This window comes from Aromatoleum anaerobium (assembly GCF_012910705.2).
GTDB lineage: Bacteria > Pseudomonadota > Gammaproteobacteria > Burkholderiales > Rhodocyclaceae > Aromatoleum > Aromatoleum anaerobium.
The window spans coordinates 180,362-199,872 of record NZ_WTVG02000038.1; the positions used below are offsets into that span (position 1 = coordinate 180,362).

The window sequence follows — 19,511 nt, forward strand, 5'->3', positions numbered from 1 at the left end:
GGGGGCGTGCCTGAGTTTCGACCCGATACCGATCATGCCCCGCGGCCCCCGCGTTTTCCTTGCCACCCTGCTTTTCCTCGCCGCCACCCTCGGCCGGGGAGAAGCCGTCGCGGCTGCGGGCGTGCTGTTCGTAAGCAGCGAACGCAGCGGAGCATACGAAGAGACGATCGCGGCGATCAGCACAGCGCTTGCTCCGGGCGTCGCCGCTGCCGACATCGCGGTCGTGGAGACGCAACAGGTAACCCCGGGCGCGCTCGCCGGCAGCCGGATCATTGTCACAGTCGGGGCCGAAGCGGCGCAGGCGGTGGCCGAACAGGCGCCGCGCCAGCCGGTGCTGCACACGCTGTTGCCTCGCGAGAGCTTCGAGAACCTGCCTGCCCCACCGGGAGCCGGCCGACGCTCCGCGGTGTTCCTCGACCAGCCGGTGCAGCGGCAGATCGCGCTGCTTGTCGAGGCCCTTCCCGAGTGGCGCCAGCTCGCGCTGCTCGTCGGTCCCCGCAGCCAGCCTCTCGCCGCCCGGTTAGCGGCTGCTGCGCGCGAGCGGCAGATGGTGGTGACGATCGAGAACATTGCCACCGACCGCGAAATCTATCCGGCGCTGGAGCGTCTGCTGGCCGAGCGTGCGATCCTGCTTGCGCTGCCCGATCGCGTCGTGTTCAACAGCTACACGATCCAGAACATTTTGCTCACGAGCTACCGCCACCGCTCGCCGCTGATCGGCTTTTCGCCCGCCTACGTTCGCGCGGGCGCGCTGCTCGGCCTGTTTTCGACACCGGCGCAAATCAGCGAACAGGCCGCGGAGGCGATCCGTGCAGTGCTCGCCGGCGGAGCGCTGCCGCCGCCACAGGCGCCGCGGCAGTTCGAGGTCGGCATCAACCAGAACGTCGCGCGCTCGCTGGGCATCACGCTCGAACCGGCGGAGGACATCGCCGCGCGGATGATCCGCAGGGACGCCAAGCCATGATCAGGAACTGGGGCATCCGGTCGCGCGTGATGCTGGTCGCAGTGCTGCCGACTCTCGTGCTGGCGATCGTGCTCACCGCGTTCTACACCGGCTCGCGGGTCACCGATCACCGCGAAGCCCACCTCGCCCGGGGCCAGGCGTTTGCGCGGCAGCTCGCGGCAGCGAGCGAATATGCCGTGTTCTCCGGCAACCGGGAATCGCTGCGGCGCCTTGCCGGGGCGATGCTCGCGGAGACCGACGTCCTCGGCGTGATGATCAGCGACCGCAACGGCGACGCGCTCGCGCAAAGCGGACGGCTCGATGCGACGCTGCCGTTGCCGCCGCGCGCGGTGTGGACGCCGGGCCTCGTCACCGCGAGCGAGACGCTGCGGGTCATCGAGCCGGTACTGCCGACGTCGCTCGATCTCGACGACGGTTTCGACGAAGCGGCCCTCGACACGCTGTCCGGCGCCGGGACTCCGCCGGTGCTGGGCACGGTCGTCGTCGACATCTCGCGCGCGCAGCTCAACGCGCGGCAGAATGAATTGTTGATCACCGGGAGCGCGGCGATCCTCATGGTGCTGATCGGCAGCCTCGTGCTCGCGCACTACATGAGCCGCGGCGTCACCGGGCCGATCCGGCGCGTCGCATCGGCGGTCGAGCGCATCGGGCGGGGCCAGTTTTCCGCGCGGCTGTCCGGCATCGGCGGCGGCACCCTGCGCACGCTCGCCGAAGGAGTCAACCAGATGGCGGCGAAGCTCGCGAGTGCGCACGACGACATGAGCCGCCAGATCGCGGACGCCACGGCGGAGCTGCGGGCACGCAAGGACGAAGCCGAGCGCGCGACCCTGTCGAAGTCACGCTTCCTCGCCGCCGCCAGTCACGATCTGCGCCAACCGATGCATGCGCTGGGCCTGTTCATCGCCGAGCTGTCGCAACACACGCACGCGCCGGCGTCACGCCGCCTCGTCGAGCGTATCGCGGCCTCTGCCGAAGCGATGGAGAACCTGCTCGACAGCCTGCTCGACATCTCGAAACTCGATGCCGGCGTGCTGGAGCCGCACATCAGCATCTTTCCGCTGCAGCCGATCCTCGACCGCATCGCCGCCGAGCAGCGTCCGCGCGCGGACACGCAGGATCTGCTGCTCAGGACCCGGCCGACGCCGCTGTGGGTCGAGAGCGACCCGGTGCTATTCGAGCGCATCATCGGCAACCTCGTCAGCAACGCGGTGCGCTATACGCGCAAGGGCCGCATCCTGATCGCGTGCCGGCGGCGCGGCGAGCGGGTGCGGATCGAAGTGCGCGACAACGGCGTCGGCATCGCCGCCGAGGCGCAGGAAATCATCTTCCAGGAGTTCATCCAGCTCGACAATCCGGCGCGCTCGCGCGACAAGGGGCTTGGGCTCGGGCTCGCGATCGTGCGGCGCCTCACCGACCTGCTCGGTCATCGCCTCGCGGTCCGCTCCCGTCCGGGCAGGGGATCGGTGTTCGCGATCGAAGTGCCGGCCGCGCAGCCGGTCGAATACGCCGAGCCCGGCGAGACCCGCAGGCAGCCCGGAGACCTGCTCGGCGTACGCGTGGCGCTCGTCGATGACGATCCGCTCGCGCAAGCGGGCATGCGCAGCCTGCTGACGTCCTGGGGGTGCGAAGTCAGCGCGGGCAGCGACATCGAAAGCGTGCTGGCGGCACTCGCGCGATCCGGCCACGAACCGCAGCTGGTCATCAGTGATTACCGCCTGCACGGCACCTCGAACGGCATCGATGCGATCCGCATGGCGCGCACACGATACGGCGAAAGCCTCCCGGCGACGTTGATCAGCGGCGACACCGGCCCCGAGACCCTGCGCCAGGCGCAGAGCGAAGGCCTGGCGCTGCTCCACAAGCCGGTCCGTCCGGCGCGCCTGCGGGCGCTGCTCAACCGCCTGTCCGACCCGGAGCGGGACTTCTGACGCCGCGCGGCCCGCACAGAGTAGGGTAAGATCGGTGCTTGTCGATCCGTCGCAGGAGACTCCCGTGTCGAAAGAAACGTCAGCCAAGGATCCGCTCGAGTTCGTGCGCGGCATGTGGAGCAGCATGGGGTTTTCGCTGCCCGGGATGGTCACGCCAACGCTCGACGTCGATGAACTCGATAAGCGGATCGCCGACATGAAGGCGGTCGAAAACTGGCTCAAGATGAACCTGAACATGCTGCAGATGACGATCCAGGGGCTGGAGATGCAGCGCGTCGCGATCGCCACCGTGCAGGCCATGACCCAGCATGCGCGCGAGGCCACGGAAAATCCCGCCCCGCAGGGGGACAACCCGTTTGCCGCTGCGGCGATGTGGCCATGGAACCTGATGGGAGGGATGCCGCCTGCGGCCGGCGAGCCGCCCCCGGCGCCCGACCAGAAGAAGGCCGAACCGAAGCCTTCCGGCGCCGCCGCGACCAAGTCGACGACGCAGCCGAAGTAAGCAGCCGGCGGTCTCGCGGGCAGGAGCCGGCTTTCCGCCCTGGCTTCCCTGCCGCCCCCAGCGGGGGTGGCTTCAGATCACCGCGTCGGCCCGCAATCGCGCAATCTGCGCTGCATCGAGCCCGAGTCCCGCAAGGATTTCGTCGCCATTCCCGCCCGCCTCCGGCGCTGGCGTCGCCGCCCCCGGCTCGAACTCCGACAGCCGGACCGGTGGCGCGAACTGGCGCACGCCGGCGACTTCGACGACCATGCCGCGCGCGGCGATGTGTGCGTTCGCGAGGCTCTCCTCGAGCCGCAGCACCGGCGTGACGCAGCAATCGACGGCGTCGAAGATCGCCACCCATTCGGCCTGCGTGCGGCCGCGAAAGATCGCCGCGACCTCGTTGCGCGCATACGTTCCGTCCGCGCCGGTCGCGAGGTGGGCGGCCTTCAGGTCCGGCCGGCCGAGCGTGTCGCACACCAGCAGCCAGAACTTCTCCTCGAGCGCGCCGACCGCCATGTGGCGCCCGTCGGCAGTCTCGTACACGCCGTAGCACGGCACGCCGCCCGTCAGCAGGTCTTCGCCGCGCGGGCGCACGCCGCCGTGCGCGAGCACTTCGACGAGCGGAAAGATCGCATGCGCGAGCGCTGCATCGGTCATCGCGACGTCCACATGGCGGCCACGTCCGGTCGCCTTCGCGTCGATGACCGCGACGAGCAGGCCGAGCAGCGCGGACAGGCTGCCGCCGAGCAGGTCGCCGATCTGCAGGTTGGGGATCGCCGGCGGTCCTCCGGCCACGCCGATCTGGTCGAGCACGCCGGAATAGGCGAGATAATTGATGTCGTGGCCGGCGCGCTGCGCATACGGGCCGCTCTGGCCGTAGCCGGAGATGCTGCAGCAGACGATCGCCGGTTTTGCCTCGGCGAGCGTGGCGTAGCCGAGGCCGAGCCTGTCCATGACGCCGGGGCGGAAGCCTTCGACGATGACGTCGGCGGTCGCGACGAGGCGCAGGAACAGCGCGCGCCCCGCCTCGTTCTTGAGGTCGAGGCGCAGGCTCTTCTTGCCACGATTGACGACCTGGTAGAAATAACTCGTCGCGCCGTTCATCGCGCCCATCGTGCGCGCGTAGTCGCCGGCGCCGGTGTCCTCGATCTTGATGACTTCGGCGCCGTAATCGGCCAGGTGCTGGGTCGCGAGCGGGCCGGGCAGAAGGCGCGTGAGGTCGAGGACGCGCAGGCCGTGCAGGGGTTTCGGTCGCATGCTTTGCGGATTACCGGAAAGGGATCGGAGGCGCCATTCTAGCCGGCCGCGGCACGCGTCCCGCACCATGACGCTCACTCATACGTGCGCACGTCGTCGATGACCTTGCCGTCGTTGGCCAGGCTGCCGGGCGCGCAGAAGCTCACTTCGCCGCGCAGCTTTGTCAGTTCGCGGATCGTCGCCGCGAGCGCCGCGTCGAGGCCCGCTTCGGCGCGCTCGACCTCGCAATGCAGGGTCATGCGGTCGGTCAGATCCGGGTTGTCGACGACGAGGCGCGCGCGCCTGACTTCGGGATGGCGCCGCACGACGTCGGCGATCTGGCCCGGATGCACGAACATGCCCTTCACTTTGGTCGTCTGGTCGGCGCGCCCCATCCAGCCCCGGATGCGAGCGTTCGTGCGTCCGCACGGCGACATCCCCGGCAACAGCGCGGAGAGGTCGCCGGTGCCGAAACGGATCAGCGGATAGTCCGGGTTGAAGGTTGTGACGACGACTTCGCCGACTTCGCCGGGCGCGATCGGGTCGCCGGTGCCGGGGCGGACGATCTCGAGCACGACGTCTTCGTCGACGACCAGGCCTTCGCGCGCCGACGTCTCGTACGCGATCAGCCCGACGTCGGCCGTCGCGTAGGCCTGGAATGCCGGGATGCCGCGCGCCGCGAACGCCTCGCGCAGGCTCGGCGGAAAGGCCTCGCCGGAGACGAAAGCTTTCGTGAAGCTGTGGGCGACGCCCAGTTCATCGGCGCGATCGAGGATGATGCGCAGGAACGACGGCGTGCCGACATACGCGTTCGGCCGCAGGTCCGCGAGCGCCGCGAGCTGCTGCTCGGTCTGACCGGTGCCGGCCGGGAACACCGTACAGCCAAGCGCGTGCGCGGCCGTTTCCATCATCGAGCCGGCCGGCGTGAAATGGTACGAGAAGGTGTTGTGCACCAGGTCGCCTTCGCGGAAACCGGCCGCGAACAACGCCCGCGCGATGCGGTAATAGTCCGGCCGCGCCCCTTCCGGCTCGTACAGCGGACCCGGCGACGCGAACACGCGGCGGCAGCCGGCGCCCCAGCGCGTCGTCGCGAAGCCGCCGAACGGGCGCGCCGCCTTCTGGCGTTCGAGCAGTTCGGACTTGCGGGTAACCGGCAGCTTCGCGAGCGCTTCACGGCTCGTCACCGCGTCCGCGTCGACGCCGTCGAGCAGCTTCGCGAAAGCCGGGGCATTCGCCTTCGCATGGGCGAGCTGCGCCGGCAGGCGAGCGAACAGCTCGCGTTCGCGCGCGGCGGGGTCACGGGTTTCTCGGGCGTCGTAGAAGTTCATCATTAAGTCCTTGGTACGGAAAGACGGCCGGATCAGGCGCGCGGCCGTCACGCTGGCTCCTCGGCCGTCCGCGCTCAGGAAAGCCAGCGCTTGCGCCGGCGGTAATGCTTGACGTCGCGGAAGCTCTTCCTCCCCTCGCCCGACAGGCCGAGGTAAAACTCCTTGACGTCCTCGTTGTCCGCGAGGCCCTTGGCTTCGCCTTCCATCACGATGCGGCCGTTTTCCATGATGTAGCCGTAGTCGGCGTAACGCAGCGCGACCATCGTGTTCTGCTCGGCGAGCAGGAAGCTGACCTGCTCCTTCGCGTTCAGGTCCTTCACGATCTCGAAGATCTCCTCGACGATCTGCGGCGCGAGACCCATCGACGGCTCGTCGAGCAGGATCATCTCGGGCTTGGCCATCAGCGCGCGGCCGATCGCGCACATTTGCTGCTCGCCGCCGGAGGTGTAGCCGGCCTGCGACGTGCGCCGCTGCTTGAGCCGCGGAAAGTAGTGGTAGACCTTCTCGAGGCTGTCCTTCAGCTCGGTGCGCGAGATCGAGCGCGTATAGGCGCCGGTCAGCAGGTTCTCTTCGATCGTCAGGTGGCCGAAACAGTGGCGGCCTTCCATGACCTGGATCACGCCGCGCCGCACGAGGTCGTTCGGCGTCATCCGGTCGATGCGCGCGCCCTTGAATTCGATGCTGCCTTTCGTCACGTCGCCGCGCTCGGCGCCGAGCAGGTTCGAGATCGACTTCAGCGTCGTCGATTTGCCCGCGCCGTTCGCGCCGAGCAGCGCGACGATGCGGCCTTTCGGCACGTCGAGCGACACGCCCTTGAGCACGAGGATCACGTGGTCGTAGATGACCTCGACGTTGTTGATGCTGAGGTACTGCGCTGCTGCCGGCGCGGCAGGGGCCGCGGCTGTATTCGTCTGCATGCTGTGTCTTCGCCTGTTGTAGTCTGCGCCCCGGGGCGCCCGAACCGGCGACGGGCGGATAAACTCCGCCCGCCGTCCGCTGCGTTCAGCTCTCCTTCGAGCAGTCGCGCGGCGTGATGCCCTTTTCCTTCGCGTAGGCCGCGGCCGATTCCTCGATCATCGGGCGCACGACGGACTGGTCGCCCTGGATCCAGTCGGTGACGACTTTCCATTTCGTGCCGTCCCACTGCTGGAACTTCACTTTTCCCGCACCTTCATGATCGGCGCAGGTGATCTTCAGGTCCGGCATGAACCCGGCGGCGCCGAGCTGGGTCAGCCGCGCGTTGTCGATGTCCAGGTTCTCGAAACCCCAGCGCGCCTGCTCGCCCGTCACCGGCTTGCCCTTGCCGTATTTTTCCTGCGCCTTGCGGATCGCCTCGACGGTGATGATGCCGTGCACCACGCCGCGGTTGTAGAGCACCGAGCCGACGCGGTCCTTGTCGGCCATGTTGCCGGCGTTCTTCGCATAAACGTGCTTCTGGATTTCCTGCACGACCGGATAGTTCGTTCCGGCGACGTTGAAGCCCGCTGCGGTGTAGCCTTTTGCCGCGTCGCCGGCGGGAATCGTGTCCTCTTCGGAGCCGGACCACCACACGCCGACGATCTTGTCGCGCGAATAACCGGTCTTGGCCGCGGTGCGCAGCGCGGTCGGGTTCATCACGCCCCAGCCCCACAGGATCACGTAGTCCGGCTTCATCTGGCGGATCTGCAGCCACTGCGCCTGCTGCTCGTTGCCGGGGTTCGCCACTGCGATCTTCTCGACCGTGAAGCCGTGCTTCGCCGCGAGCTTGTCGAGGATTGCATGCGACTCCTTGCCGTACGCCGAGTCGTGGTACAGCAGGCCGATCTTCTTGCCCTTCAGCTTGTCGATGCCGCCTTCCTTCGTGCCGAGGTAGTTGATGATCGCGGAGGCCTGGGTCCAGTACGTCGAGATCATCGGGAAGACCCACGGGAAGACGCGGCCGTCGGCGGCGTCGGTACGGCCGTAGCCGATCGTCACCATCGGGATCTTGTCCTGCGCGACCTTCTCGAGCACCGAGTAGGTGATGCCCGTCGACAGCGGCTGGAACACCGTGTTGCCGGTCGCGCCCTTCGTCTTCAGCCGCTCGTAGCATTCGACGCCGCGCGCGTTGTTGTATTCGGTTTCACACTCTTCCCACGTCAGCTTGACGCCGTTGATGCCGCCGTCGCGTGCGTTGATCATCGCCATGTAGTCGATCCAGCCGCCATACAGCGACGCGCCGTTCGAGCCGAACGGCCCGACGCGGTAGCTCGGCAGGCCGATGAACTGTTCCTGGGCCGCGGCATAGCCGGTGGCGAGCAGTCCGGCGACGGCGGCGCCGATCAGTGCGGTGTGCTTCAGTTTCATGTTGCCTCCTCTTCTTGTGTGTAATGGTGCTGCGTTCTACCTTGACCGCCGGCCGGCGAAGCCCCATTGCGGGCCGGTATTCGAGGGTTCGATGCTCAGTGCGGGAATGGCCACAGCCGCAGCTTTTCCTTGCCGATCTGCCACAGCCGCGCCAGTCCGTGCGGCTCGACGATCAGGAAGAAGATGATCAGGCCGCCGAAGATGATCAGTTCGAGGTTCGAGCCGAGCCCCGCCGGCATCGAGCCGGCGAACAGCGAGTGCATCGCGACGTTCAGGAAGATCGGCAGCAGCACGATGAACGCCGCGCCGAGGAAGGAGCCCATGATCGAACCGACACCGCCGATGATGATCATGAACAGGATCTTGAACGACAGGTCGAGGTTGAAGCCTTCCGGCTCGACCGTGCCGAGGTAGGCGTATGCGTACAGCGCGCCGGCGACGCCGCAATAGAACGACGACACCGCGAACGCCGACAGCTTCGCGAACATCGGCCGGATGCCGATGACTTCGGCCGCCACGTCCATGTCGCGCACCGCCATCCACGAGCGGCCGGTCGTGCTGCGCACGAGGTTCTTCGCGGCGAGCGCGAGCACCGCGACGATGCCGAGCGTCAGCAGGTATTTCGACACCGGCGTATCGAACGCGAAGCCGAGGATCTCGATCTGCTGCGCGGAAATCACGCCCGAGGACGAGTTGTTCGAGAACCACGGGAACTTCACCAGCGCCCAGACGATGAAGAACTGCGCCGCGAGCGTCGCCACCGCGAGGTAGAAGCCCTTGATGCGCAGGCTCGGCAGGCCGAACGCGACGCCGACCAGCGCCGCGCACAGCCCGCCGATCGCCAGCGCGACGAGGAATGGCATGCCGTCGACGCGCAGCATGAAGTTGTACGCGCCGAACGCGCCGACCGCCATGAACGCCGCCGAACCGAGCGACAGCTGGCCGGCATAGCCGGTGAGGATGTTCAGGCCGATCGCGGCGAGCGAGAAGATCAGCACCGGGATGAGGATCGCCTGAAGCCAGTACTCGCTGGCGAGAAACGGCAGGACGAGGAAGAAGAAGCCGAGGATCGCGATGAACCCGACCCTGTCCTGGCGGATCGGGAAGATCTGCTGATCTTCCTGGTAACTGACCTTGAACTGGCCCGCTTCACGATAAAGCATGCATTGTCTCCAAATTTCATTAGTCGCAACCCGCCCGCCGCCGGGCCGCCCCAAGGCGGGCGGCGCCGGGGCTTAGCCCCAAGCGTGGGGGCTCACACTCTGTCGATGTGGCGCTCGCCGAACAGCCCTTCGGGGCGGATCAGCAGGAAGCCGAGCGCGAGCACGTACGGGAACCAGCCTTCGATGCCGCCGCCGACGAACGGACCGATGTACACCTCGGCGAGCTTCTCCGACGCGCCGATGATCAGCCCGCCGACGATCGCTCCGGGCACCGACGTGAAGCCGCCGAGGATCAGCACCGGCAGCGCCTTCAGCGCGGTGAAGGTCAGCGCGAACTGCACGCCGCTGCGCGCGCCCCAGATCAGCCCGGCGACGAGCGCGACGAAACCGGCCACCGCCCACACGATCGCCCAGATGTGCTGCAGCGGGATGCCGATCGACAGCGCCGCCTGGTGGTCGTCGGCGACCGCCCGCAGGGCGCGGCCGACCTTCGTGTATTGGAAGAACAGCGCGAGCGACGCGACGAGCGCACCGGCGAGCGTGGCAGCGAAGAGATCGAACTTCGACACCAGGATATCGGCGCTCTCCATGATCCATTCGACCGGCTCGTCGGCGATGCCCAGGCTCAAGCCCCGCACGTTCGCACCCCACAGAGCCTGCGCGATCCCCTCGATGAGGAAGGTCAGGCCGATCGTCGCCATGAACAGCGTGATGTGCGGCTGGTTCACGAGCGGGCGCAGCACGACCTTCTCGGTCAGGATGCCGAGCACGATCATCGCCGCGAGCGCGAGCACGAACGCGAGCCAGAACACGACGTTGCTGTCCGCGTCGAGCCCGGTCCAGCCCGGCAGCACCTCCTGGAAGCCGACGAAGGTCAGCGCGGCGAAGAACACCATCGCGCCCTGGGCGAAGTTGAACACCCCCGACGCCTTGTAGATCAGCACGAAGCCGAGCGCGACCAGCGCGTACAGCACGCCCGACAGCAGGCCGCCGATCAGCACTTCGAAAAAGAATCCCATCCTTGTCTCCCGATCTCTTTTTTGTCCGCGCTCAATGCGAGGTGCCGAGGTAGGCGGCGATCACTTCCGGATTGTTCTTGACCTCGTCCGGCGCGCCGTCGCCGATCTTCTTGCCGTAGTCGAGCACGACGACGCGATCCGAGATGTCCATGACGACCCCCATGTCGTGCTCGATCAGCACGATCGTCGTGCCGAACTGGTCGTTCACATCGAGGATGAAGCGGCACATGTCCTGTTTCTCCTCGACGTTCATGCCGGCCATCGGCTCGTCGAGCAGCAGCAGCGACGGCTCGGCGGCGAGCGCGCGGCCGAGCTCGACGCGTTTCTGCAGGCCGTACGGCAGCCGCCCGACGGGCGTCTTGCGGATGCCCTGGATCTCGAGGAAATCGATGACTTCCTCGACTTTCAGGCGGTGCTCGATCTCCTCCTGCCGCGCGCGGCCCCAGTACAGCGCGTGCTGGAAGAGGTTGCATTTCATCTTCAGGTTGCGCCCGGTCATGATGTTGTCGAGCACGCTCATGCCCTTGAACAGCGCGATGTTCTGGAAAGTGCGCGCGATGCCCTGCGCGGCGGCGACATGCGGCTCCATCTTCTGGCGCAGCTCGCCGCGGAACATGATGCGGCCTTCCTGCGGGTGATAGACGCCGTTGATGACGTTCAGCATCGAGCTCTTGCCCGCGCCGTTCGGGCCGATGATCGAGCGGATCTCGTGCTCGCGCACGTCGAAGCTGATGTTCGTCAGCGCCTTGACGCCGCCGAACGACAGCGAGATGCCCTGCAGGTCGAGGATCACGTCGCCGATGCGCCGCTCGGCCACGGGCGGCTGCGCAACGGGAGCCACTTGAATCAGGTCGTTCATCATCATCGCTCCTCCTCAGGCGGCCTGCTTCGCGGCTTGCGGCGCGAAGGTCTTCGCGTCTTCGATGCGCAGCTCGGCGCTGATGCGGCCTTCCCGCCCATCCTCGTATTTGACGACTGTCTCGATGCGCTGGCTCTTCCGCCCGTCGAACAGCGCCTCGATCAGCACCCCGTAGCGTTCCGCGATGAAATTGCGCCGCACCTTGCGCGTGCGCGTCAGCTCGCCGTCGTCGGCGTCGAGCTCCTTGTGCAGGATCAGGAAGCGGCGGATCTGCGAGCCGCTCATCTTCGGATCGACGGCGAGGTCGGCATTGACTTTCTCGACGCAGTCGCGGATCAGCTCATACACCGCCGGCTGCGACGCGAGGTCGGTGTAGCCCGAATACGCCATGCCCTTCCTCTCGGCCCAGTTGCCGACCGCCTCGAGGTCGATGTTGATGAACGCGGTGACGCAGTCGCGGCCGTTGCCGAACGTGACCGCCTCCTTCACGTACGGGAAGAACTTCACCTTGTTCTCGATGTAGTTCGGTGCGAACATCGACCCGTCGTTGAGCTTGCCGACGTCCTTGGCGCGGTCGATGATCTTCAGGTGGCCGTCCTCGTCGAAGAAGCCGGCGTCGCCGGTCATGAAATAGCCGTCGGCGTTGATCGATTCCGCGGTCGCATCCGGGCGCTTGTAGTAGGCCTTCAGCAGCATCGGTCCCTTGACCAGGATCTCGCCCTTGTCGTCGAGCTTGACCTCGACGAACGGCGCCGGCTTGCCGACCGAATCGAGCTTGATCTGGCCATCCGGCTGCAGGCACACGTAGGCGCAGGTCTCGGTCTGGCCGTAGAGCTGCTTCAGGTTCACGCCGATCGAGCGGTAGAAGCGGAACAGATCCGGGCCGATCGCCGCGCCCGCGGTGTAGGCGACGCGGATGCGGCTCATGCCGAGCACGTTCTTCAGCGGCCCGTACACGAGGAAGTTGCCGAGCGCGTACTGCACGCGGTCGCCCACCGACACCGGCTTGCCGTCGAGGATGTCGGCACCGCAGCGGCGCGCGACGTCCATGAAGTGGTGGAAGAGCTTGCGCTTCACCGCGCCCGCGTCCTCCATGCGGATCATCACCTGGGTGAGCAGGTTCTCGAACACGCGCGGCGGCGCGAAATAGTAGGTCGGACCGATTTCGCGCAGGTCGGTCATGACCGTGTCGCCCGACTCGGGGCAGTTGATCGTGAAACCGGCGACCATCGCCTGCGCGAACGAGAACAGGTGATCGCCGACCCACGCCATCGGCAGGTACGACAGGATGTCCTCCCGGTCGGTCAGCCGGTCGAACTCCATGCCGCCGGTCGCGGCGGCGATGAACGCGCCATGCGTCTGGCACACGCCTTTCGGCTTGCCGGTCGTGCCGGACGTGTACAGCATCACCGAGATGTCGTCGGAAGCGCCCTTGTCGATCTCGGCGTCGAGGAAATCGGGGTGATTGCGGTCGTGGATGCGCCCCATCTCCTGCAGCGCGTCGAGCCCCATCAACAGCGTCTGGGTGTAATGCCGCATGCCGCGCGGGTCATCGTAGATGACATGCCGCAGCAGCGGCACTTCCGCCTCGATCTCGAGCATCTTGTCGACCTGCTCCTGGTCCTCGACGACGGCGAACTGGATCTCGGCATCCTGCAGCACGTAGATCATCTCCTGCGCGACCGCGTCCTGGTACAGCATCACCGGGATGCCGCCGAGGCACTGGCACGCGGCGACCGACCAGTACAGCCGCGGCCGGTTGTCGCCGATGATCGCGAGCCGGTCGCCGCGCTTGAAGCCCAGTTCGGCGAGCCCGCACGCGATCGCGCGGACGTTCTGCGCCACGGCTGCCCAGCTATGGGTTTGCCAGATGCCGTATTCCTTCTCGCGCATCGCCGGCCGGTTCGGCCGCACGCTGGCGTGGTGCATCAGCAGCCGCGGGAACGTATCCAGCGCGGCCAAGTGCACGGCTTGCCCGGTCGATTCGGACATACCCACTTCCTCCTTCGGATCGATACCTTTCGCTTATGTGCCCGAACCCTGCTGTTCGCTGCAGGCTTGCGGGATGGCGCAGCGCTGGCGCCGGGGTCCCGGTCCGGTCGGAGGACCGGGACGGAACGTGTTGATGGGTAGTGTCGCAAGCGATGTTTGCGCAACTGTTTGGGAAATGTAGTCAATTATTGCAATGGCGCCGCGAGGCAGCACACAACGTCACGCCGTCCGAAAAAAAGCTGCATGGAATAACCTGAATGGTTTTCGCCATTCGTTAGAATCGGGCTTCACAGAAGGGCGATCGCGCCTGCTGGCGGACGAAGCCGGCGGAACGCGCCGCTCAAACGGAGCGACCGTGCAGGAACGTCCATTCACCTTCCGCCTCCTTGCGCTTTGCATCGGCGCCGCCGTGCTGGCGCCCCCTCCCCCCGCGCACGGGCAGGTCTACAAATGCCGGGAAGGCGGCGGGACGGTGTTTTCCGGCACCCCCTGCGATGCCGAGTCAACGCCGCTGGAAGTGAAGCCGGCGGCGGGCGACTACGATCGGCTCGACGACCTGCGGGCGCGCTCGCGAACCGAGACCGGTCGCGTCGAACTGAGGCGCATTGACGACGAGCGGGCGGCCCGGCGCCACGAGGCGGCCGTCGAAAATGATTTACGGCGAAAAGCCGAATCGGATCGCTGCACGCAGATTCGCGAAGACAGGGCCAGGGCGCAGCGCCTGGCAAAGACGCGGCGGCACCCCGACAATGCCCGGCACGAAGGGGAGACCGCGAAAAAGCTGTCGGAGCGGGAGTTTTTCGAGTGCCGGCACGCCGGGCAACTGCGATGAAACGCCGTAGGGCGGGGCACACGCCATCGGGTAAAATCCCCAGCTTCGCCGACCGGCGCACGCGCTCCCGCCCATGGAAATCATCAATCTCCTCATCGACATCGTCATGCACCTCGACAAGCACCTCGAGGCGCTCGTCCAGTCTTACGGGATATGGATCTACGCGATCCTGTTCGCGGTGATCTTCAGCGAAACGGGTTTCGTCGTCACGCCGTTCCTGCCGGGCGACTCGCTGCTGTTCGTCGCCGGCGCGCTCGCGGCGGTGGGCGGCATGGACATCGGCGTGCTGATCGCCGTGCTGACCGTCGCCGCGGTGCTCGGCAACACCGTCAACTACGCCATTGGCCGCTACTTCGGGCCGAAGGTGTTCCAGTGGGAGAACTCGCGCCTCTTCAACAAGGCGGCGCTGATGAAGACGCACCTTTTCTACGAGAAGCACGGCGGCAAGACGCTCGTCATCTCGCGTTTTTTGCCGCTATTCCGCACCTTTGCCCCGTTCGTCGCCGGCATCGGCAGCATGACGTATGCACGCTTCACGCTGTTCAACGTCATCGGCGCGCTGGCATGGGTCGTATCGCTGACGTTCGCCGGCTACTGGTTCGGCAACATGCCATGGATCAAGCAGAACCTCACGCTCGTCATCGTCGCGATCATCGTCCTGTCGCTCGTGCCGGTCGCGGTCGGCGCGTGGAAATCACGCTCGGCGGCGTAAGGCAGGTGCCGGCGATCCGGCCGATCGCCCTCCCGCAGCGCCCTCCCGCAGCGGTCTCGCGCCGCCGTCCGCCCGTCAACCTACCGTCGTTGCGCCAGAACATTCCGGCCACTACCCTGAAAGCAGGAGGGTGGCACGATCTGCGAAAGCTCCGGTCTTATTGTCGATCGGGCAACGCGCCGGCAAACCATCGCCACGTCGTGCAGGACAGCCACGATCAAATCCAGCGAGACCGCGCGTCCCTCCGGGCGCGGGGTACAAAAGGAAGATCATGAACTATGCCGAACGTGCATTGCGCACGTTGAGCGCCGGAAACCGGACACTGCTGCGGGCCGAGGACGAAGCGAGCCTGCTGCAGGAGATGTGCCAGGTCATCGTCGAACTCGGCGGCTACCGCATGGCGTGGGTCGGCTTTGCCGAGCAGGATGAAGGGAAGACATTGCGCCCGGTTGCTCATCGGGGATTCGAAGACGGCTTTTTCGACATCGCGCATTTCACCTGGGCCGAAGGGGAAGGCGGCCCGACCGCGCAGGCGGTGCGAACCGGCAAACCGGTTGTGGTGCAGGACATCAAGACGGTGGTCGCGCCCCACCTGCCGGTCGCGATCACCGAAGCCATCGAGCGCGGCTACGCATCGGTCGTCGCCTTTCCGCTGATCATCGACGGGCAGGTCGGCGGCAACCTGACGATCTTCGCGGCCGAGACCGACGCGTTCGACGAGCAGGAAGTCGGGCTGCTCGGCGAGATGGCTGACGACCTCGCCTTCGGCATCGGGACCCTGCGGATGCGGGCCCGCCACCGTGAGGCCGAGGAAACGATCCGCCGCATGGCCTACTTCGATACGCTCACCGCACTGCCGAACCGGACCTCGGCTGAAGAGACGCTGAGCACCGCGATCGAGTTCGCGCGCAGCCAGCACCAGTCGCTGGCGATCCTGCTGGTCAAGGTGGGACTGTTCCAGGAAATCAGCGACACGCTGGGCTACCGGGAAGCCGACCAGTTGCTCCGCGAGATGTCCCGCCGCCTTGCGACCCTCGCCGGCGAACTCCCGTCGATTGCGCGGGTCGGGGAAGATGAATTTTCGCTGCTGCTGCGCAATGCGGGCGCCGAGACCGCCTGCCGGCTCGCCCAGCGCATCGTGCGTGAAGCGTGCGATTCGGTGGCGGTCAACGGGCTGATGATCGACCCGCATGTGTATATCGGCGTCGTGCTCTTTCCGGGGCACGGCACGACGCCCGAGGCATTGATGCGGCGCGCGAAGATTGCCGCGGTGCAGTCCAGGCGGACAGTTGCCAAGTATGGCCTGTACCAGGGCACGGCGGATGTCGAGAGCACGCGCCGGCTGACGCTGATGAGCGATCTGCGCCGCGCGATCGAACAGGACGAGTTGCTGCTGTACTGCCAGCCGAAGGTGAGCATCGCATCCCGGGAGGTCTGCGGTGCCGAGGCCCTGGTACGCTGGCGGCACCCGCAGCACGGCATGGTTGCGACCGGCGAATTCATCGCGCTCGCCGAACGGGCCGGTCTGATCATGCCGCTCACGCGCTGGGTGCTCGAAACAGCTTTCAGGCAGAGCCACACCTGGTACGAGCAGGGCGTGCGCTGTCCTCTGTCGGTCAATCTCTCGGCCCAGGACTTGCGCGACCCGCGCCTGATCGACCGCATCGTCGGTCTGTTCGCGACCTGGGCGATGCCGCCCGAGCTAGTCCAGTTCGAACTCACCGAAAGCGCCCTGATGGAGGACCCTGCGGGGGCGCTCGACACGATGGCGCGCCTGAAAGCGCTCGGGGTCGAACTGTTTGTCGACGATTTCGGCACCGGCTATTCCAGCCTGAGCTACCTGCAGAAATTGCCGGTCGACGCGCTCAAGATCGACCAGTCCTTCGTCATGAGCATGCTGACGAATCCCGGCTCGGCGATCATCGTCCGCTCCACGGTCGATCTGGGTCACAACCTGGGGCTCGGCGTGGTGGCCGAAGGAGTCGAAAGCGAAGGTCTGTGGGAGGGTTTGCGGGCGCTCGGTTGCGACACCGCGCAAGGCCATTTCGTCGGCATGCCGATTCCGGCCGACCAGTTCATCGAATGGGAAGCGCATTCGCCCTGGCGGCTCCGCCCCGCGGCCGGCGACACAACGCCGGCAATTGCTCGCTGACGGTTCGTCGGTCAGGGCCGGGCGGAAAAGTTCGCAGCTTCGCCGCCCCCCCCCCTGCTCAGAACATCATCCCTTCGTCAAACCGCATGGACTTCAAATCCTTGAGCAGCGCCTTGATTTCCTTGATGTCGTCGAACTTCGCAAGGTCCTCTTCCATGGACCTGAACGTCTGCTTCTTCCGCACGATCTGAACGTCGAGCAAGGACAACATGCTCTCGGGAGACAGGCGTTGCCGCGGATCGACCTGGAAGCGCAGGGCGAACGCATGTTCGACACCCATGATCTCCATGTCGAGTTCCTTCGACTGGTCCTTCAGGATCACATTGAAGCGCTTCAGACGATCTTCGCTCATCCGGGCCAGCTCGGCCGGGTCAATGTGCTCCAGCTCCAGCTGCAGTTCGAGAAGCTGCAGCAGATTCCGGCTTTCATAAGCGCGATTGACGCGCTGCATGAGCAGGTTCTTGCGCTCGCGCTCGGCCAGGTCCGGCTCACGATCGGGGTGCAGCGCGCTGGCGAGCTTGCGGTAAACGTCGCGAATCGAGGCGCTGATCTCCTTTTCCTCGGTCTCCTGCGCCTGTTCGCGTGCCAGTTGCTTCGCCGTTTTCTTGCGCCGCGCCGCGCGTGAGGCCTGCTCGGCACTCGCCTTTTGCGCCTGCTCAGTCATTTTTTCATGTGCCTGACGCAGGAAGGATTCGGGGTCGTTGAAATCGATGTCGTCGTCCAGCCCGACGCCCATCATGCCCTCGAACATTTCCTTGAGCTGCTGCTTTTCCGCCGCAAGATCCTCGTCGTAATCCGACCCGCTGTGCCGGTTGTAGATTTCCTTGAGTTCCGGGTCGTCCGACTTCTCGAGAAGCGGAGCCACCAGATTGACGATAAATTCGGCCAGGCCCTTGCGCTCGGTGCGCGTCAGGCCTTTCTGCCCATATGCCTGGTCCAGCTTTCGCACCATCTGCAACTGCAGGCCTTCGAGTTCGGCTTCAATGGGCAAAAGCTCTTCAGCGTACTTCTTCTGGTAACGCGGCAGGAGTATTTCCCATGCCGCCAGGCGTTGACGCTTCTGTTCGATCTGCTTGATCAGGCGGTTGAAAGTTTTCTGGTTGCGAGTCAAGGTGCCTGATGCGCCCTTGTCGCCAGCGATGACGATCGAAGGCCTGGACGGGTCGAAAAGCATGGTCTGGAATCCGGAGGGCCGATAAAGCCTCGAAGTCTGGTGCCGCGCCTCTCGGCGGTCAACCTCTGGGCGTCGCGACGGCATCGACCATTTCGCAACAACTTCCCGGAGCCGGCCTTCAGACCGGTGCCCCGGCTCCCCGCCCTGAAATGCGGGGAGCCGGAGTCGGTGTTACGGTGGGTCACATGCTGCGCCGGTACTGCCCGCCGATCTTCTGGCTGCGCTCGCTCGCGCCGTACTTGTTCTTCATCGCGCCTGCCCAGATACGGTGGACGGGACGATTCTTTACCTTGGCATCATTCACCTACAATGTCAGCTTGCCCTGCTCCTCCGGCAACAAGCTGCCCCTGACACGAGCGAAGTTCAGCAGCTCCGCCAACGCACCCTGCTGCGTGCGCCAGTCACGCAGCACGTGCTCCGCGAGCAACGCGTAATGCCACTTTCGCCCGTCCCGGTTCGCCGGCGGCAGACCGTTGATGCGCTCGCACCAGGCCGTCGCCGCCTTCAGCTTGCGCTGTAGTTCAGCGTGCTCACCTGTCCCTGGGCCGATGGACAGGCGCAAGCTGCTGTGCGAGGTAATGCGGGCGTTCGTATTGGCCTACGGGGAAAAGACGCGGACGTAAAGCTCAGGCAGCGAACGGATCCATCAGCACAAGGCCGGGCACCCGTTTGAAGTCGGCAATGTTCCGGGTCATCAAGGGAAGGTTTTCGATCAGGGCGCTGGCAGCGATGATGGCGTCGGGCAGTTTGATGGCCAGACTGGAGCGGATTTCGATGACACGCTCGACGACCGGCGAGGTCAGGGCAATTTCGTCGAGTTGATCCAGCAGAAACCGGGCGCGGGCGCGACTGTCGTCGGTGTGGCCGCGCCAGCCCAGCACCTCCATGCGGGTGATCACCGAGATGCGCGCCTGATCCCGCAATGCCTGCTCGATGCGCTGAAGAACGGACTCATCCACGGCGTCAGCAAGAAAATATATCAGCAGATTCGTATCGACGACGCAGGACATCAGCAGCGCTCGTCCCACTCGTCGCGCATCGCCTTCACTTCGGAGTCGATTTCTTGAGCGCTCATTTTTCGTGGCCATGACCCCCGCGCCGCCGTGATCGCAGCGTCAAGCTGCCCGACGTCATGGCGTCGCTCGGCGAACAGGGCATCGACCAATTGCATCACCGCCGTACGTTGCGCACTCGGCAAGGATTCGAGCTTGTGGATCAGTTCCATGTGCCCCATGGCCATTTCTCCTGCGGTTCCCGCGTTCAGTGTAGTCAGGCAAAGGGCTCCGCCGCAACCGGACAGCAAAACGGCTCCGTGCGGCGCCGTTTCCGTGATGCCCGAGCAA

Annotated in this window: 19 protein-coding genes; 6 read left to right on the top strand and 13 right to left on the bottom strand. The window is 66.0% G+C overall.

What is annotated here, in order from left to right:
• The first annotated feature begins 34 nt into the window (after positions 1 to 34).
• The 3 genes from GO606_RS09830 (at position 35) to GO606_RS09840 (ending at position 3,394) form a co-directional block, all read left to right on the top strand.
• A complete protein-coding gene (locus GO606_RS09830; RefSeq protein WP_169117419.1) occupies positions 35 to 964 on the top strand; it encodes an ABC transporter substrate-binding protein in 930 nt (309 codons plus the stop codon).
• A complete protein-coding gene (locus GO606_RS09835; protein ID WP_246979472.1) occupies positions 961 to 2,892 on the top strand; it encodes a hybrid sensor histidine kinase/response regulator in 1,932 nt (643 codons plus the stop codon). The genes GO606_RS09830 and GO606_RS09835 overlap by 4 nt, the downstream gene beginning before the upstream one ends.
• Before the next feature lie 64 nt (positions 2,893 to 2,956).
• On the top strand, positions 2,957 to 3,394 hold the full coding sequence (locus tag GO606_RS09840) for a PhaM family polyhydroxyalkanoate granule multifunctional regulatory protein (RefSeq protein ID WP_169117418.1): 438 nt from the start codon (positions 2,957 to 2,959) through the stop codon (positions 3,392 to 3,394).
• A gap of 72 nt (positions 3,395 to 3,466) precedes the next feature.
• On the opposite strand, the gene GO606_RS09845 is transcribed toward GO606_RS09840, so the two are convergent.
• From GO606_RS09845 to GO606_RS09880, 8 genes are all read right to left on the bottom strand, one after another.
• Positions 3,467 to 4,633 carry a CaiB/BaiF CoA transferase family protein gene (locus tag GO606_RS09845; protein WP_169117417.1) on the bottom strand — a complete coding sequence of 389 codons (1,167 nt, stop codon included), beginning with the start codon at positions 4,631 to 4,633 and terminating at the stop codon, positions 3,467 to 3,469.
• A 74-nt stretch (positions 4,634 to 4,707) separates the two neighbouring features.
• Positions 4,708 to 5,940 carry a phenylacetate--CoA ligase family protein gene (locus tag GO606_RS09850; protein ID WP_169117427.1) on the bottom strand — a complete coding sequence of 411 codons (1,233 nt, stop codon included), beginning with the start codon at positions 5,938 to 5,940 and terminating at the stop codon, positions 4,708 to 4,710.
• A gap of 74 nt (positions 5,941 to 6,014) precedes the next feature.
• Positions 6,015 to 6,857, bottom strand: a complete 843-nt coding sequence (locus GO606_RS09855; RefSeq protein WP_169117416.1) for an ABC transporter ATP-binding protein — start codon at positions 6,855 to 6,857, stop codon at positions 6,015 to 6,017.
• Positions 6,858 to 6,942: 85 nt separating this feature from the next.
• Positions 6,943 to 8,265 carry an ABC transporter substrate-binding protein gene (locus GO606_RS09860; protein WP_169117415.1) on the bottom strand — a complete coding sequence of 441 codons (1,323 nt, stop codon included), beginning with the start codon at positions 8,263 to 8,265 and terminating at the stop codon, positions 6,943 to 6,945.
• Between the two features lie 95 nt (positions 8,266 to 8,360).
• Positions 8,361 to 9,428, bottom strand: coding sequence for a branched-chain amino acid ABC transporter permease (locus tag GO606_RS09865; protein ID WP_169117414.1), 1,068 nt, complete (start codon positions 9,426 to 9,428; stop codon positions 8,361 to 8,363).
• 92 nt (positions 9,429 to 9,520) lie between these two features.
• On the bottom strand, positions 9,521 to 10,447 hold the full coding sequence (locus tag GO606_RS09870) for a branched-chain amino acid ABC transporter permease (RefSeq protein ID WP_053420907.1): 927 nt from the start codon (positions 10,445 to 10,447) through the stop codon (positions 9,521 to 9,523).
• Between the two features lie 31 nt (positions 10,448 to 10,478).
• Positions 10,479 to 11,312, bottom strand: coding sequence for an ABC transporter ATP-binding protein (locus GO606_RS09875; protein ID WP_169117413.1), 834 nt, complete (start codon positions 11,310 to 11,312; stop codon positions 10,479 to 10,481).
• Positions 11,313 to 11,321: 9 nt separating this feature from the next.
• Positions 11,322 to 13,298: an AMP-dependent synthetase/ligase gene (locus GO606_RS09880; protein ID WP_169117412.1), complete on the bottom strand. Its 1,977-nt coding sequence runs from the start codon at positions 13,296 to 13,298 to the stop codon at positions 11,322 to 11,324.
• A 355-nt stretch (positions 13,299 to 13,653) separates the two neighbouring features.
• Here GO606_RS09880 and GO606_RS09885 point away from each other — a divergent pair, with 355 nt between their 5' ends.
• The 3 genes from GO606_RS09885 to GO606_RS09895 all read left to right on the top strand — a co-directional run bounded on the left by GO606_RS09885 (position 13,654) and on the right by GO606_RS09895 (position 16,994).
• On the top strand, positions 13,654 to 14,130 hold the full coding sequence (locus GO606_RS09885; RefSeq protein WP_169117411.1) for a DUF4124 domain-containing protein: 477 nt from the start codon (positions 13,654 to 13,656) through the stop codon (positions 14,128 to 14,130).
• A 73-nt stretch (positions 14,131 to 14,203) separates the two neighbouring features.
• A complete protein-coding gene (locus GO606_RS09890) occupies positions 14,204 to 14,842 on the top strand; it encodes a DedA family protein (RefSeq protein ID WP_169117410.1) in 639 nt (212 codons plus the stop codon).
• Positions 14,843 to 15,113: 271 nt separating this feature from the next.
• Positions 15,114 to 16,994, top strand: coding sequence for a putative bifunctional diguanylate cyclase/phosphodiesterase (locus GO606_RS09895; protein ID WP_169117409.1), 1,881 nt, complete (start codon positions 15,114 to 15,116; stop codon positions 16,992 to 16,994).
• A 58-nt stretch (positions 16,995 to 17,052) separates the two neighbouring features.
• Here GO606_RS09895 and GO606_RS09900 read toward each other — a convergent pair whose 3' ends face one another.
• The 5 genes from GO606_RS09900 to GO606_RS09915 form a co-directional block, all read right to left on the bottom strand.
• Positions 17,053 to 18,168, bottom strand: coding sequence for a J domain-containing protein (locus GO606_RS09900; RefSeq protein ID WP_169117426.1), 1,116 nt, complete (start codon positions 18,166 to 18,168; stop codon positions 17,053 to 17,055).
• Positions 18,169 to 18,349: 181 nt separating this feature from the next.
• On the bottom strand, positions 18,350 to 18,472 hold the full coding sequence (locus GO606_RS21930; protein ID WP_281503918.1) for a hypothetical protein: 123 nt from the start codon (positions 18,470 to 18,472) through the stop codon (positions 18,350 to 18,352).
• Entirely contained in the window at positions 18,473 to 18,730 is a 258-nt protein-coding gene (locus GO606_RS09905; RefSeq protein ID WP_169117408.1) for a hypothetical protein, read from the bottom strand.
• Between the two features lie 64 nt (positions 18,731 to 18,794).
• Positions 18,795 to 19,178: a type II toxin-antitoxin system VapC family toxin gene (locus tag GO606_RS09910; protein ID WP_169117407.1), complete on the bottom strand. Its 384-nt coding sequence runs from the start codon at positions 19,176 to 19,178 to the stop codon at positions 18,795 to 18,797.
• Positions 19,178 to 19,393 (bottom strand): hypothetical protein, encoded by a 216-nt coding sequence (locus GO606_RS09915; RefSeq protein ID WP_169117406.1) that lies wholly within the window; start codon positions 19,391 to 19,393, stop codon positions 19,178 to 19,180. The genes GO606_RS09910 and GO606_RS09915 overlap by 1 nt, the downstream gene beginning before the upstream one ends.
• Positions 19,394 to 19,511 lie beyond the last annotated feature (118 nt).

What these genes read in the sequence shown, in the direction of transcription:
- GO606_RS09830 (WP_169117419.1), top strand. Translation starts at nt 35, where the DNA reads ATGCCCCGCGGCCCCCGCGTTTTCCTTGCCACCCTGCTTTTCCTCGCC.
- GO606_RS09835 (WP_246979472.1), top strand. Translation starts at nt 961, where the DNA reads ATGATCAGGAACTGGGGCATCCGGTCGCGCGTGATGCTGGTCGCAGTG.
- GO606_RS09845 (WP_169117417.1), bottom strand. Translation starts at nt 4,633, where the DNA reads ATGCGACCGAAACCCCTGCACGGCCTGCGCGTCCTCGACCTCACGCGC.
- GO606_RS09850 (WP_169117427.1), bottom strand. Translation starts at nt 5,940, where the DNA reads ATGAACTTCTACGACGCCCGAGAAACCCGTGACCCCGCCGCGCGCGAA.
- GO606_RS09855 (WP_169117416.1), bottom strand. Translation starts at nt 6,857, where the DNA reads ATGCAGACGAATACAGCCGCGGCCCCTGCCGCGCCGGCAGCAGCGCAG.
- GO606_RS09860 (WP_169117415.1), bottom strand. Translation starts at nt 8,265, where the DNA reads ATGAAACTGAAGCACACCGCACTGATCGGCGCCGCCGTCGCCGGACTG.
- GO606_RS09865 (WP_169117414.1), bottom strand. Translation starts at nt 9,428, where the DNA reads ATGCTTTATCGTGAAGCGGGCCAGTTCAAGGTCAGTTACCAGGAAGAT.
- GO606_RS09870 (WP_053420907.1), bottom strand. Translation starts at nt 10,447, where the DNA reads ATGGGATTCTTTTTCGAAGTGCTGATCGGCGGCCTGCTGTCGGGCGTG.
- GO606_RS09875 (WP_169117413.1), bottom strand. Translation starts at nt 11,312, where the DNA reads ATGATGATGAACGACCTGATTCAAGTGGCTCCCGTTGCGCAGCCGCCC.
- GO606_RS09880 (WP_169117412.1), bottom strand. Translation starts at nt 13,298, where the DNA reads ATGTCCGAATCGACCGGGCAAGCCGTGCACTTGGCCGCGCTGGATACG.
- GO606_RS09890 (WP_169117410.1), top strand. Translation starts at nt 14,204, where the DNA reads ATGGAAATCATCAATCTCCTCATCGACATCGTCATGCACCTCGACAAG.
- GO606_RS09895 (WP_169117409.1), top strand. Translation starts at nt 15,114, where the DNA reads ATGAACTATGCCGAACGTGCATTGCGCACGTTGAGCGCCGGAAACCGG.
- GO606_RS09900 (WP_169117426.1), bottom strand. Translation starts at nt 18,168, where the DNA reads ATGCTTTTCGACCCGTCCAGGCCTTCGATCGTCATCGCTGGCGACAAG.
- GO606_RS09910 (WP_169117407.1), bottom strand. Translation starts at nt 19,178, where the DNA reads ATGTCCTGCGTCGTCGATACGAATCTGCTGATATATTTTCTTGCTGAC.
- GO606_RS09915 (WP_169117406.1), bottom strand. Translation starts at nt 19,393, where the DNA reads ATGGAACTGATCCACAAGCTCGAATCCTTGCCGAGTGCGCAACGTACG.